The 14,130-nt window shown below is 53.4% G+C and carries 9 protein-coding genes; 7 read left to right on the top strand and 2 right to left on the bottom strand.

Annotated features, from left to right (window positions below; translation table 11 throughout):
- Positions 1-93 precede the first annotated feature (93 nt).
- Positions 94-939: a DNA-3-methyladenine glycosylase 2 gene (alkA, locus tag LH23_RS20380; protein ID WP_039295223.1), complete on the top strand. Its 846-nt coding sequence runs from the start codon at positions 94-96 to the stop codon at positions 937-939.
- Here the strand turns inward: alkA and LH23_RS20375 are convergent.
- Positions 932-4,264, bottom strand: coding sequence for a diguanylate cyclase (locus LH23_RS20375; protein ID WP_039295220.1), 3,333 nt, complete (start codon positions 4,262-4,264; stop codon positions 932-934). The genes alkA and LH23_RS20375 overlap by 8 nt on opposite strands.
- Before the next feature lie 356 nt (positions 4,265-4,620).
- Here LH23_RS20375 and udk point away from each other — a divergent pair, with 356 nt between their 5' ends.
- From udk to asmA, 3 genes are all read left to right on the top strand, one after another.
- Complete coding sequence (gene udk, locus LH23_RS20370; RefSeq protein ID WP_008455103.1) at positions 4,621-5,262, top strand: uridine kinase; 642 nt, start codon at positions 4,621-4,623, stop codon at positions 5,260-5,262.
- A 124-nt stretch (positions 5,263-5,386) separates the two neighbouring features.
- Positions 5,387-5,968 (top strand): dCTP deaminase, encoded by a 582-nt coding sequence (dcd, locus tag LH23_RS20365; protein ID WP_039295217.1) that lies wholly within the window; start codon positions 5,387-5,389, stop codon positions 5,966-5,968.
- A 46-nt stretch (positions 5,969-6,014) separates the two neighbouring features.
- Positions 6,015-7,865 carry an outer membrane assembly protein AsmA gene (gene asmA, locus LH23_RS20360; RefSeq protein WP_039295215.1) on the top strand — a complete coding sequence of 617 codons (1,851 nt, stop codon included), beginning with the start codon at positions 6,015-6,017 and terminating at the stop codon, positions 7,863-7,865.
- Between the two features lie 188 nt (positions 7,866-8,053).
- Here asmA and LH23_RS20355 read toward each other — a convergent pair whose 3' ends face one another.
- Complete coding sequence (locus LH23_RS20355; protein WP_039295211.1) at positions 8,054-9,637, bottom strand: TerC family protein; 1,584 nt, start codon at positions 9,635-9,637, stop codon at positions 8,054-8,056.
- Between the two features lie 727 nt (positions 9,638-10,364).
- Here LH23_RS20355 and LH23_RS20350 point away from each other — a divergent pair.
- Genes LH23_RS20350 through wzc form a run of 3 tightly spaced genes read left to right on the top strand, consistent with a single transcriptional unit; the run spans position 10,365 to position 14,125 of the window.
- Positions 10,365-11,504 carry a polysaccharide export protein gene (locus tag LH23_RS20350; protein ID WP_039295207.1) on the top strand — a complete coding sequence of 380 codons (1,140 nt, stop codon included), beginning with the start codon at positions 10,365-10,367 and terminating at the stop codon, positions 11,502-11,504.
- A gap of 6 nt (positions 11,505-11,510) precedes the next feature.
- Positions 11,511-11,954 carry a low molecular weight protein-tyrosine-phosphatase Wzb gene (gene wzb / locus LH23_RS20345; RefSeq protein ID WP_039295205.1) on the top strand — a complete coding sequence of 148 codons (444 nt, stop codon included), beginning with the start codon at positions 11,511-11,513 and terminating at the stop codon, positions 11,952-11,954.
- 2 nt (positions 11,955-11,956) lie between these two features.
- Complete coding sequence (gene wzc, locus LH23_RS20340; protein WP_039295202.1) at positions 11,957-14,125, top strand: tyrosine-protein kinase Wzc; 2,169 nt, start codon at positions 11,957-11,959, stop codon at positions 14,123-14,125.
- Positions 14,126-14,130: the final 5 nt, after the last annotated feature.

The raw sequence follows: 14,130 nt of genomic DNA, 5'->3' as shown, positions 1-14,130 counted from the left end.
TGAATATGAAAGCAAGGCAGAAATCGGTATTTGGCGGTATGCTAAATAAGCAATGTTGCCTGCCTAATACGCTCATTCTCTTCAGGATTATTTATGTACACCCTTAGCTATCAACCGCCTTATGACTGGCCATGGATCCTCAGGTTTTTGCAGGGGCGTGCCGTGGAAGGCGTGGAAATTGTCACCGAAAATCGCTACCAGCGCAGCTTCGCGCTGGGAGAATATGCCGGGTTGGTGACGCTTGAGCCAGACGAAAAGAATCTTTGCCTTAATGTGACGCTGAGCGACGGTCTGCAGCCTGTGGCAGGTGAAGTTTTACAGCGTGTTAAGAACTTACTGGATTTGGACAAGGATCCGCAGCAGGTTTTAAGTAGCCTGGGCACGCTGGCGGCAGCCCGGCCCGGCCTGCGCCTTCCTGGATGCATGGACCCGTTCGAGCAGGCTATTCGGGCCATTCTCGGGCAATTGGTCAGCGTGGCGATGGCGGCAAAATTGACCGGCAAAGTGGCAAAGACCTTCGGACATAAGCTTGCAGGTAACGATGACTGGTATCTGTTTCCGGATGCCTCGGCGCTGGCAAACTGCGATATTCAACAGCTGAAATCTTTAGGCATGTCGCTTAAGCGTGCAGAAGCGATTGTGCATCTTGCCGGAGAGGTGATGAAAGGGCAGTTTCCGCTGCAGTTACCTGATGATCTGGAGCAGGGAATAAAAACCCTGATAGCATTACCGGGTATCGGGCGCTGGACCGCCAACTATTTTGCTCTACGCGGCTGGCAGGCCAACGACGTTTTCTTGCCGGATGATTACCTGATTAAACAGCGCTTTCCCGATATGACAACGGCGCAGATCCGCCGCTACGCCGAACGCTGGCAGCCGTGGCGCTCCTATGCGCTACTACACATTTGGTATAGCGACGGCTGGACGCCGGTCAGTTAATGCCGAAATAACTGTTAGCCAGCAGCAGCTCCAGCGGCTGCGGCTGGGCGATGGTTTCCCCATAGATTAAATCAATGCCGATGCCCGACAGCGTATCCATCACCAAAGGCATATCCGCTGGACCGGCGATAGTTTGCAGCGTCATACGTTGGGCATGACCGTGCACAATCGTCACCATCATTTCGTCCATCAGATTACAGTGCACGTTGAGGATCAGGTCGGGATCTAACATCACGTAGTCGAACAGATGATGGCTCAGGGTATTAAACAGCTCCAGATCGCGCCCAACGTGGCTAAGCACCATGCGACAACCGGCTTTGCGCAGCCGCTTCAGGTTGGCATACGCGCGCTGTGGCTCCGTAAGCAAATCGCTGCTTTGAATCGTCAGGTGCAGCAGACGAGCGGGCATCCGGCTGGTGGACAGCTGTTCCAGAAGCTCATTGACGAAAGTGTCGCTGACCAAACCTGCACCGGAAACAGGCAGCGCGACGCCAAAGCCTTTCATGGCGACCTGAGTGGCATACTTCTCAAAAAATTCGCTAAACACACGGCGATCCAGCGCATGGTGAAGCGCCGGGTCGGCCAGGCCTGAGCGGAATGCGGGTTCGTTGATAACGTCCCCTTCGTTGCCCCAGAAGCGCAGGGTCAGGAGATAGAAACAGGTGGACTCCGGGATACGCGGTGGCGCAACCGCCATCGCTATCATCAGGAGGGGATTGTCTTTAATCACCTGCCACTGTTCGTCGAGCGGCATGGTATCGCGCCCTTGCTCCATATAGTGGCGGTGCGGCTCATAAACCGTGACCTGGCCGCGGCCGTTGTTTTTCGAGGCGTAACAGGCAATATCGGCCTGGGAAAGCACTTCAGACGCGATAGCATTATCGCCGTCAATGTGGGTGATCCCGGCGCTGGCGCCGATGCGGTGCAGGCGGCCATCCCACATAAAGTGGTAGTCGTTGATACTGCGAATGATGCGCTCAGAGATGTAGCGCGCGTTTTCAGTGGAGCAATCAGGCAGCAGCAAACCAAACTCGTCGCCGCCGAGGCGGGCAAGGAAATCCCCCGTGCGCAGCATACTCAGCATCATGGCCGCCAGCTCCCGCAGCAAAGCATCACCGGCGGCATGGCCTGCGGAGTCATTTACGGCTTTAAAACGGTCGAGGTCAATGAACACCAGCGCATGGTGCTGGCGGTGTTCAATCGCGCCCTGCAGTAGACGCTTCAGGTGATTCTCAAAGCTTACCCGGTTGGCCAGGTGCGTCAGGCTATCGTGGGAGGCGCTGTAGCTCAGCTGTTTGAGCATCTTCCGGGATTCGGTGACATCCTGGATAACCAGCACGGAGCCAATACTTTGGCCGTCCAGCGTGGTCAGTGGCGTAATGGTGTAGTGGATGTCGTAGCTGCCGCCGTTGCGGCAATGCAGCACGACGTCCTGCTCGATGGCGCTACGAGAAAAATCGCCGCTGTGTATGTTTTCCATCACCGGGCCGTTATCGCCGAAGGTGATACGCAGAATCGCCAGAATGTGCTGGCCGATGGCCGCTTCCTGCGCCCAGCCGCTGAGCTTCTCGGCCACTGGGTTCATAAAGGTGACATTCATGTCGACATCAGTACAAATTACCGCTTCGCCGATCGAGTCCAGCGTGATGTGCAGCCGTTCTTTTTCCTGGTATAGCGCTTCGTTGAGCTGCTTAACCTCGGTCATATCCATATTAATACCCAGCAGCCGTTCCACGTCACCGTTCTTATTCAGCACGCGGTTAGCCAGGGAACGGATATGGCGGATCCCGTCTTTGACATGGATACGAAATTCAAGCTTAAACGGCAGGCGGTTTTTTAACGACTCGCGAATAACGGTTTCCGAGTGGGCGAGATCTTCTTTGACCAGCCTGTCCAGCCAGAGCTGGTAGGTGGGTTTGGTATGCGGCGGCACGTCGTAAAGCTCAAACATCCGCTTATCCCAACTGATGACATCGTTGGTCAGATCCCACTCCCAGATACCGATGCCGCCGGCTTCATTGGCAAGCGTAATTCGCTCCATCAGCCGCTTGTTGATCCACTCGGTATGCTTCAGGTCGTTGATGTCTTCAATCTGGGCGATGTAGTAGAGCGGCGTGCCGTCGGTATGACGCACAACGGACGCCGTGAGCATGGCCCACACAACATTGCCCGCGCTGGTGTAATAGCGCTTTTCCATTGAATAGCTATTGATGTGCCCGGCCTCGAGTTTGCTCAGGTGCTGCAGATCGAGATTCAAATCTTCGGGCCAGGTAATTTGCTGGAAGGTGAGATCGCTCAACTCTTCGCTGGAGTAACCGAGGAATTTGCACAGTGATTTATTCACCTGTAGCCATTTGCCTTCGGTAGAGACCAGCGCCATGCCAATAGCCGAGTATTCCATGGCGTTACGAAAGCGCGTTTCGCTTTCGGTGATGTGTTTACGCTCTGTGCGGGAGGAGTACATCACCATTGTGATGACGTTTGCCGGAAGCAGAATCAGCAGGAACGGCAGCCACGGCGCATATTCCAGCACGCGAGGGTGGGGCGTTAACATCGGGAACTTGCCGATGGCTATCATCGCGGAGACCATCATCAGCGTGACAAGGAAAATAATAAAGGCTTCCAGACGCGGCAGCCGAATGGCGCTCCACATCAGAATGACGATGATAAAAGTGAACGGCCAGGGCAGATAAATTAATGAAAAATAGCTGAGCGCCAGCGTGACGGCGAAGGTGGCCACGGTTTCAAACAGCAAAGCGGCTTTGCGGTGACGGAGTAAATAATAAGGCTTAAACAGCAGCCCTGCCGGCATTACCGCCAGCGCCCCGATGGATTCGGACAGTACCCAAATAAAGAAGGTTTTCAGGACGGAAGAGTCAACCGGTATTGGCAATAGTGTAACCAGCAAGCCGCCAACCAGCGGGGGGATCGCCGCACTGCACAGGGCAAGCCGAGCCCAGTTATTGAGATTTTGTAAGGGGTTTTTCCGCGGCAAAAAGCGGCGTAACAACAAAGCACCCAGCAGTGCTTCGATCAGATTTATTGCGGTTAACGAGATATTTAGCCCGCTAAAGGGAAAAACGACGGCGCTGGCTGTAATACTGCCCAGCGCGCAGACCACGGCAATTGCCAGCCACTGACGGATAGGAGAACGGAAAAACGCCGCCATCATCACCGAAGTGGTAAACCAGATAGGCACCAAATCGGTGCCTTTTACCGTCAGTTCCAGAGAGTAGAGGGTGAAAATAAAGCTGAGTAACCCTAAGCCAGCCAGCAGTATCAAGGAGTGGGAGGCGGCTTCTGTTTGTCTATTTTTGATAATCATTACCGCAAATCCGCTTGGACACTGCCGCCAGGAGCCATGCCCGGATGCATATAAATAAAGAATCGGTTTATGCTAGTACAAACAATTTACAATTCCTATGCTCGCTTGTCAGAATTTACCTACAGAGCGTCAGAAATTGCGTAGCCAAATCACGTAATTAAATAATTCCACCTTAACCTGTTGCCAGAGGCTGCTCCGCTGTCATGCTGCTGTCACTTTGTTGCCTTCTTGCCGCGTAATTTCGCGATTGCAGGGGGGAAGAGACTGGTATCAAACGGCGGTTATCCCTATAATTGCGGCGTTTGACGCCTTCGCGTCCTCCTTCCAACACTTTTCGTATTCAGGCCGTAAATAATATGACCGATCAGTCTCATCAATGCGTCATCATCGGGATAGCCGGCGCATCGGCTTCAGGGAAAAGCCTCATTGCCAGCACGTTGTATCGTGAACTGCGCGAGCAAGTCGGCGATGAACACATTGGTGTCATTCCAGAAGACAGTTATTACAAAGATCAAAGCCATCTGTCGATGGAAGAGCGTGTTAAAACCAACTACGATCACCCCAGCGCGATGGACCACAACCTGCTTTTCCAGCATTTGCAGACGCTGAAGTCTGGCAAAGCTATTGAACTGCCGGTTTATAGCTATGTGGAGCACACCCGCACCGATCAAACCGTGCATTTGGTTCCGAAGAAAGTGATCATCCTGGAAGGCATCCTGCTGCTGACCGACGCGCGTCTGCGTCAGGAAATGAATTTCTCCATATTTGTCGATACGCCGTTAGATATTTGTCTGATGCGCCGCATGAAGCGCGACGTCAACGAGCGCGGGCGTTCAATGGATTCCGTGATGGCGCAGTATCAAAAAACGGTACGCCCAATGTTCCTGCAATTTATTGAGCCTTCTAAACAATACGCCGACATTATCGTGCCGCGCGGGGGCAAAAACCGCATCGCCATCGATATTCTGAAAGCCAAAATCAGTCAGTTCTTTGAATAAAGACCTTTGCGAGCGCGCGTAAGCCGCTCGCTTTTACGTTGAATCCCTCTTCCATTGCCAATTGGCTATCGTCGGCGCTCTGTGGCAGTGTGTGTAAAACTGAGATTGATAAGGAGAATCTGCGATGCGCCTTTGCGATCGTGATATCGAAGCCTGGCTGGATGATGGCCGTTTAGCGATTACCCCCCGTCCTCCGGTTGAACGCATTAACGGTGCCACCGTGGACGTTCGCCTCGGCAATAAATTCCGCACGTTTAGCGGCCATACCGCCCCTTTTATCGATCTCAGCGGCCCTAAAGATGAAGTCACCGAAGCGTTAGAGCGCGTGATGAGTGATGAGATTGTGCTGGATGAGAGCGAAGCTTTCTTTTTACATCCAGGAGAGCTGGCGCTGGCGGTTACGCTGGAGTCTGTGACGCTGCCCGATGACCTGGTCGGCTGGCTGGATGGGCGTTCCTCGTTAGCGCGCCTGGGCCTGATGGTACACGTCACAGCGCACCGTATCGATCCGGGCTGGCATGGCTGTATCGTGCTTGAGTTCTACAATTCTGGAAAGCTGCCGCTGGCGCTGCGTCCGGGCATGATGATTGGCGCGTTGAGTTTTGAACCCCTCTCCGGGCCGGCCGCCCGCCCTTATAACCGCCGCCAGGATGCCAAATACCGCGACCAGCAGGGTGCGGTGGCAAGCCGTATCGATAAAGACTGAATTGCTGTGAGTTGTTCGCCCTCTGGCGAATGATATGGAGAATGCTATGAGACGACTTTTAACCACGTTGATGATTCTGCTGGTTGTGCTGGTAGCCGGCCTGACCTCACTTGTGTTGTTGGTTAACCCTAACGACTTCCGTGGTTATATGGTTCGTCAGGTTGAGGCCCGCAGCGGTTATCATCTTGAGCTGGAAGGGCCGCTGCGCTGGCATGTCTGGCCGCAGCTGAGTATTTTGTCTGGCCGTATGTCATTGACTGCTCCTGGCGCCGCTCAGCCGATGGTCAGCGCGGAAAATATGCGTCTCGATGTGGCGCTGCTCCCGCTGCTTTCTCATCAGCTTCAGGTTCGCCAGGTGATGCTGAAAAGCGCGGTGATCCAACTGACTCCGGAGGCTGAAGCAAAGCTCTCGGCTAACGCGCCGGTAGGGCCAAAAGGCTCAGTGAGTGAACCGGATACCGGACGTGGCTGGTCGTTTGATGTCGCGAAACTTAAAGTGGTCGACAGCGTACTGGTCTTCCAGCATATCAATGACGAGCAGGTTACGGTCCGCAATATTAACCTGCAAATGACGCAGGATGATAAGCGTCAGGCTCACATTGAATTCAGTAGCCAAATCAACCGCGATCAGCGGGATTTAGGGCTTTCGGTCACTGCCGATGTCGATCTCAATGACTATCCACAGCAGATAAACGCCACGTTAAGCCAAATTGACTACCAGCTGCAGGGCGCCGACCTTCCGGCTGGCGGCATCGTCGGTTCGGGCACGCTACGGCTGGGCTGGAAAAACGCGAGCAGCCAGCTTTCGCTGACAAATATGCAGCTCACGGCTAACGACAGTGATTTGCAGGGCAATGTCAGCCTGACGATGCAGGATAAACCACAGTGGACGGTGGATCTGCAATCTCGCCTGCTCAATCTCGACAAACTGGTGGCTAATCCACCGGGCGCGGATAACGCAATTAACCAACAGGCGCAGCAGGCTCAGCAGCCTCGCCCGGGCCCGGTGATTGCCGAAGAACAGGGTGAAACCAACTACCACAGCCTGCGTAATTTTAATGCCGTAGTGAATATCAATGCCGGTGAAGTCCGCTGGCGTGGCCTGGCGTTCAATGATGTACAAACCGCGCTGGTAAACCAAAATGGCAAACTCAATATTAACCAGCTGAATGGCAAACTGGGGCAGGGCACTCTCTCGCTACCGGGCTTGCTGGACGCGAGCGGCGATACGCCTGAGCTTGCCTTCCAGCCGCAGGTGAAAAACATTGAGATTGGTAAAATTCTCACTGCTTTTGATTATCCGATCGCGCTGACCGGGCAGTTTTCCATGACGGGTGATTTCAGCGGCGAACGCCTGGATGCGGAAGATTTTCGCAGTAACTGGCAGGGAGAAGCCCAGCTTGAGCTGGCCCATTCTCGCCTTGAGGGGATGAACTTCCAGCAGCTTATTCAGCAGGCGGTCAGTCGCAGCAACGAGGGCGTGGATGGGCAGCAAAATGCTGAGAACGTCACCGAGCTTGACCACTTCTCTGCTTCGGCATCGCTGGATAACGGGCTTTTGACGATGACGAAGATGGTCGGTGAGTCCAGCGTACTGTCCCTGACCGGCGAAGGCACGATGGATCTGGTGAAAGAAGTGGGGGATACGACGTTTGCAATTAAAGTCAGCGGCGGCTGGCAGGGCAGCAACAGCAAGCTGATTGAAACGTTAAAAAACACCGCCATTCCGCTTCGCGTTTATGGGCCGTGGCAGCAGCTGAATTACACGCTTCAGGTTGACCAGGTGCTGCGTAAGCAACTGCAGGATGAAGCGAAGCGTCGGCTCAATGACTGGCTGGATAAGCATAAAGAGAGCGACAAGGCGAAAGACGCTAAGCAGTTACTGAATAAACTTTAACGACTAAAAGAACCGGCGAAAGCCGGTTCAGACTGATGACTGGCCTTTGGCGAGAGAAGAAATACCAGCCAGCTCATTAGAAAAATAGGAAAATCAATTCATTGATTTTCGGCTGATAACTACAAAGAGGGAAAAACCACGCTTTTTCCCTCTTTGTCAGTAACCACAACCGGCGAAAGCCGGTTTTTTTATACTTCATAATCCAGCAAATTATCCTCTTGTTCGCGCGGGATAATTTGTACTTTATTCACCCTGTGATTCACTACCTCCAGCGTTTTGAGCAGATAATTCCCCACTTCAACGCTCTCGCCTTCGGCCGGGATGTGCTGCAAATGTTCCATCAGCAGCCCGGCAATGGTGTGGTATTCACGCTTCTCATCCAGAGGAAGGGCGACGTACTGCACCAGGTCGTCCAGCGGCATGTGGCCGTTCGCCGTCCAGCTGCCATCCTGATTTTTCTGGATGTCGTGGCGGGCATCTATCTCTTCCACTTCGTTCGGCAGATTGCCGGCGATGGTTTCCATCACATCGCTCAGCGTCACAATGCCTTCCACCGAGCCAAATTCATCCACAACAAAAGCAAAGTGGGTCCGGGCGTTGCGGAACTGTTCTAACGCCTGCAGCAGCGGTAATGTTTCCGGGAAAACCAGCGGCTGGCGAATCAATGGCGCAATATTCAGTGCTTCGCCGTGCAGCGACTGCTGCAATAAATCGATAACGTGCACCACGCCGAGGATGTCATCGTCATTGTCCGTGACCACGATGCGCGTGTGCTGATTTTTATCCAGCAGCTCGCGAACCTGAGCTTCCGGCGCGGTAATGTCCAGATGCTCGACGTCGTGGCGGGAGGTCATGATACTGCTGACGCTGCGCTGATTCAGGTGCAGCACGCGCTCGATCATCCGCGTTTCCTGCGGATTAAAAACATCGCTGTTAATGCCGCTGTCGACAATGAGTGATGCTGTTTTGGCATCCAGCTCCGCGTCTTCTTTCTTGCCATTTAACAGCCGCAGCACGGCTTCGGCAGTGCGCTCCCGGAGTGACTGATTTGCCGAAAGAAAACGTCGGCGGTTAAAAATAGCCAATTGATTGAGTGATTCAATCATCACCGAGAAGCCAATGGCGGCGTAGAGGTAGCCTTTCGGGATTTGATAGCCAAAGCCGTCGGCCACCAGGCTAAAACCGATCATCAGCAGGAAGCTCAGGCACAAAATCACGATGGTCGGATGGCTGTTTACAAATCGCGTTAAGGACTTGCTGGCCAGCACCATCAGTCCGATGGCGATGATAACCGCGACCATCATGACCGCAAGGTGGTCGACCATGCCGACGGCGGTAACAACGGAATCGAGAGAAAATACGGCATCAAGAATGACGATTTGAGCGACAACGGGCCAGAATTTGGCGCCTCGTTTTTGCGTGTGGTGCTCGCTGTCTTTGCCCTCGAGTCGCTCATTCAGCTCCATCGTAGCCTTGAACAGCAGGAACATGCCGCCCAATAGCATGATCAGATCCCGAGCGCTAAAGCTAAGATCATGAATAGTGAAAAGCGGTCGGGTCAGCGTCACCAGCCACGAAATGGAGGCCAGCAGCAGCAGGCGCATAACCATCGCCAGCAGCAAGCCCGTGACGCGGGCGCGGTCACGCAGTTTAGGAGGCAGCTTTTCGGCGAGGATGGCAATGAAAACGAGGTTATCAATGCCCAAAACCAATTCGAGAACGACCAGGGTAACTAACCCGGCCCAGATTGAGGGGTCGGCAATCCATTCCATACGGGGTTTATAGCCTTTAACTTACGGGCAAATGCCACACGGAAATGATGGATAATTGTCGGACAAAAAGCAATGTTTGCCTGAGATTAATCCGTAATGACTTATAGAATTATCATCATTAAATGAATATCCGGTAAGTCATTATGGACAATATTAAAAGAAGTATTTCGATTGTCTATTTTATATTGCCATTAAGCTCTATGAGATAGTTCTGCATATTATACGAGTAATTATCCTGGTATTACCTCTGTCAATATAAAGAAAATCCTAAAACGTTATTATTGCGTGGTTCATATTATTCTTAAAAGTCCCGTTGCGGCCTTTTGTCTCCTTGCTTGCTGAGTTTTAAGCTGCAACAATCTTTATCGATGATTAGCAATGAATGTTTTTTTATACATTGGTTAATAGTTCGCCCCAGCATTTTCATAAAACCTGATTCTCTGATTTCAATATCTTACTGGATATTTGAATACCTTAGATGATTAGGATTATTTACCGTTTTCAGTAGGTTGGTGACTGTGAGCCAGGGGCGGTAGCGTGCCCGGATGCGGCCAGATAACAGCAAGTCATGGAGTCATCAGAATGTCGGGAAATAAGCTTATTTTAGGAATAATGCCAGTTATCTCACTTTCTGAATATGTTCAATTCTGTACTTCATCCTCACGGCTAATTGCTTGCCTGTTTTATTCGCTCAGGATAATTACTCAGCCATAGTGATAAATATTCAATGATAAAATACAAACTTAAGTTGATGCCTTTATTGGTGTCAGTCACCCTGATGAGCGGTTGCACGGTATTTCCCGGCAGCAATATGTCTGCTTCAGGAAAAGACGTAATCAAACAACAGGATGCTGATTTTGACCTTGACCGAATGGTCAATGTTTATCCTTTAACGCCGCGACTGGTGGAGCAACTGAGGCCTCGCCCAGTGGTTGCTCAACCGAATGCCGGGCTGGATAAAGATATCGCCAATTACCAGTACCGCGTCGGGCCGGGAGATGTATTAAACGTCACGGTTTGGGATCACCCTGAGTTGACCACGCCAGCGGGGCAGTATCGTAGCTCAAGCGACACCGGGAACTGGGTACAGCCGGACGGCACCATGTTCTACCCGTATGTGGGTAAAATCAGCGTGACCGGCAAAACGCTCGCAGAAATTCGCAGCGATATTACCAGCCGTCTTGCGCAGTACATTGCCCAGCCGCAGGTGGACGTTAATATCGCTGCCTTCCGCTCGCAAAAGGCCTATATCTCCGGGCAGGTCAATAAATCCGGCCAGCAGCCCATCACTAACGTGCCGCTGACTATCCTCGACGCGATCAATGCCGCAGGTGGTTTAACCGAAGTGGCCGACTGGCGTAACGTCGTTCTGACCCACAACGGGCAGGAAAAACGTATTTCTCTGCAGGCGCTGATGCAAAACGGCGACCTTAGCCAAAACCATTTGCTCTACCCCGGCGACATTTTGTTCGTGCCGCGTAATGACGATCTGAAAGTGTTCGTGATGGGGGAAGTGAAGAAGCAAACCACCCTCAAAATGGACTTCAGCGGCATGACGCTCACCGAAGCGCTTGGCCAGGCCGAAGGTATCGATCTCACCTCTTCAAACGCCAGCGGCATCTTCGTTATTCGTCCGCTCAAAGGGCAGACACAGCAAAACGGCAAGATCGCCAACATTTATCAGCTCGATATGTCCGATGCGACTTCGCTGGTGATGGGCACCGAGTTCCAGCTCCAGCCGTATGACGTGGTGTACGTCACCACAGCCCCGGTTTCCCGCTGGAATCGCCTGATCAACCAGCTCCTGCCAACCATCAGCGGCGTTCGTTACATGACCGATACCGCCAAAGATATCCACACCTGGTAACGCGCTATGTTCAACAAAATACTTGTGGTTTGCGTGGGGAACATCTGCCGTTCCCCCACGGCTGAACGGCTGCTCAAACGCTACCATCCGGAGCTTAGCGTCAGCTCTGCAGGGCTGGGGGCGCTGGTCGGGAAGAGTGCGGATGCCGGCGCTGTTGAGGTCGCCGGGCGGCACAATCTTTCTCTTGAGGGACATTTAGCCCGCCAGGTTTCCGGCCGCCTGTGCCGGGAGCATGACCTGATTCTGGCGATGGAAAAACGCCACATCACCACGCTGTGCGAAATGGCACCCGAAATGCGCGGCAAAGTGATGCTGTTTGGCCACTGGGATGCAGAGAAAGAAATCCCCGATCCCTATCGTAAAAGCCGTGACGCCTTTGAAGCGGTCTACAGCATGCTCGACCTTTCTGCCCAAAAGTGGGCTAACGCACTCAACGCTCATCAGGGATAACAATGACAGAGAAAGTACGCCGTTCGAGCGCCCCGACCGAGGGCAATGACGAAATTGATATTGGCCGTTTGTTTGGTACCGTGCTGGAGGCTCGCTGGTGGGTTATCGGCATTACCGGGCTGTTTGCCGTGCTGGCCGCGGTTTATGCCCTGTTTGCCACGCCGGTGTACAAGGCCGATGCGCTGGTGCAAATCGAGCAAAATGCCGGTAACACGCTGGTGAACGATATCAGCTCTGCGCTAACCAATAAGCCACCGGCTTCTGCCGCAGAAATTCAGCTGATCCAGTCCCGCATGGTGCTGGGGAAAACCGTTGATGACCTGAATCTGGATATCTCGGTGACCAAGAACACCTTCTGGCTGTTCGGTGCGGGCTGGGATCGGTTGCAGGGGCATCAGAACGACACGGTGAATGTCACCACCTTCACGCTCCCCGCAGCGATGAACAAAGACACCTTTACCGTTGAAGTACTGAACGATAAACAGTACCAGCTGACCAGTGACAATGGTTTTAGCGCCAAAGGTGAAGTGGGTAAGCTGCTGAGCAAATCAGGCGTCACGATGCAGGTGGATGGCATCCAGGCGCAGGCTGGTGACAATTTCACGGTGGTGAAGTATTCCACGCTAGGGATGATCAACCAGCTGCTCGGCAATCTGACGGTGACCGAAAACGGCAAAGATACTGGCGTGCTCAGCCTCTCCTACACCGGAGAAGATAAAGATCAGATCCGCACCATTCTCGACAGCATTACCCGCAACTATCTGGCGCAGAACGTGCAGCGCAAATCTGAAGAGGCCGCCAAAAGCCTGAAGTTCCTGGCAGAGCAGTTGCCTGAAGTGCGCCGCAATCTGGATGCCGCAGAGAACAAGCTGAATGCTTATCGCCAGCGTCAGGATTCGGTGGATCTTTCCCTGGAGGCGAAATCGCTGCTGGATTCCGTGGTCAATATTGACGCTCAGCTGAATCAGCTGACCTTCAAAGAGGCTGAGATCTCCAAGCTGTACACCAAAGCTCACCCGTCCTACCGCACGCTGCTGGAGCAGCGTAGAACGCTGGAAGATCAGAAAGCTCGCCTGACCAACAGCATCGCGGCGATGCCTAAGACCCAGCAGGAAATCGTGCGCCTGACGCGCGATGTGGAGTCCGGGCAACAGGTTTACATGCAGTTGCTGAATAAACAGCAAGAGCTGAAAATCACCGAAGCCAGTACGGTGGGTGACGTGCGCATCGTCGACCCGGCGATTACGCAGCCGGGCATGGTTAAACCACAGCGCGTGCTGGTGGTACTGGGCAGCATCATTCTGGGTCTGATTGTGTCCGTGATTGGTGTACTGCTGCGCTCGCTGTTTAACGGCGGCATTGAAAGCCCGACCGTGCTGGAAGAGGCGGGGCTCAGCGTCTATGCAAGCATTCCGCTCTCGGAATGGCAGAAAACCCGCGATCAGGCCAACCTGCGCAACGTCAAAGGCACTAAGCGCTTCAAACAGAGCCAATTGCTGGCGGTGGGTAACCCGACCGATCTGGCCATTGAAGCCATTCGCAGCCTGCGCACCAGCCTGCACTTCGCCATGATGCAGGCCTCCAACAATGTCCTGATGCTCACCGGCGTTAGTCCGTCTATCGGTAAAACCTTTGTGTGCGCCAACCTCGCGGCGGTGATTAGCCAGACTAACAAACGCGTGCTGCTGATGGACTGCGACATGCGCAAAGGCTATACCCACGAACTGCTGGGGACCACCAACGTCAACGGGCTGTCCGACGTGCTGTCAGGGCAGGGGGATATTACCCGCTGCGCGCAGAAAACGTCCGTGCCGAACTTTGACCTTATCCCTCGCGGGCAGGTCCCGGCTAACCCGTCCGAACTGCTGATGAACGAGCGCTTCTCTCAACTGGTGAAGTGGGCCAGCGAAAATTATGACCTGGTGCTGATTGATACGCCGCCGATTCTGGCCGTCACCGACGCGGCAATTGTGGGGCGTCATGCGGGCACCACGCTGATGGTGGCGCGCTACGCGGTGAACACGCTGAAAGAAGTGGAAACCAGCCTGAGCCGCTTTGAGCAGAACGGCATTGCCGTGCGCGGCGTGATCCTTAACTCGATTTTCCGTCGGGCCACGGGCTACCAGGATTACGGGTATTACGAATACGAATATAAGTCGGATGCTAAATAAGGTGA

Source organism: Cedecea neteri (assembly GCF_000758305.1).
Classification (GTDB): Bacteria; Pseudomonadota; Gammaproteobacteria; order Enterobacterales; family Enterobacteriaceae; genus Cedecea; species Cedecea neteri_C.
The sequence above is the reverse complement of the archived record's forward strand: the minus strand, read 5'-3'. Positions and strand labels throughout refer to the sequence as shown.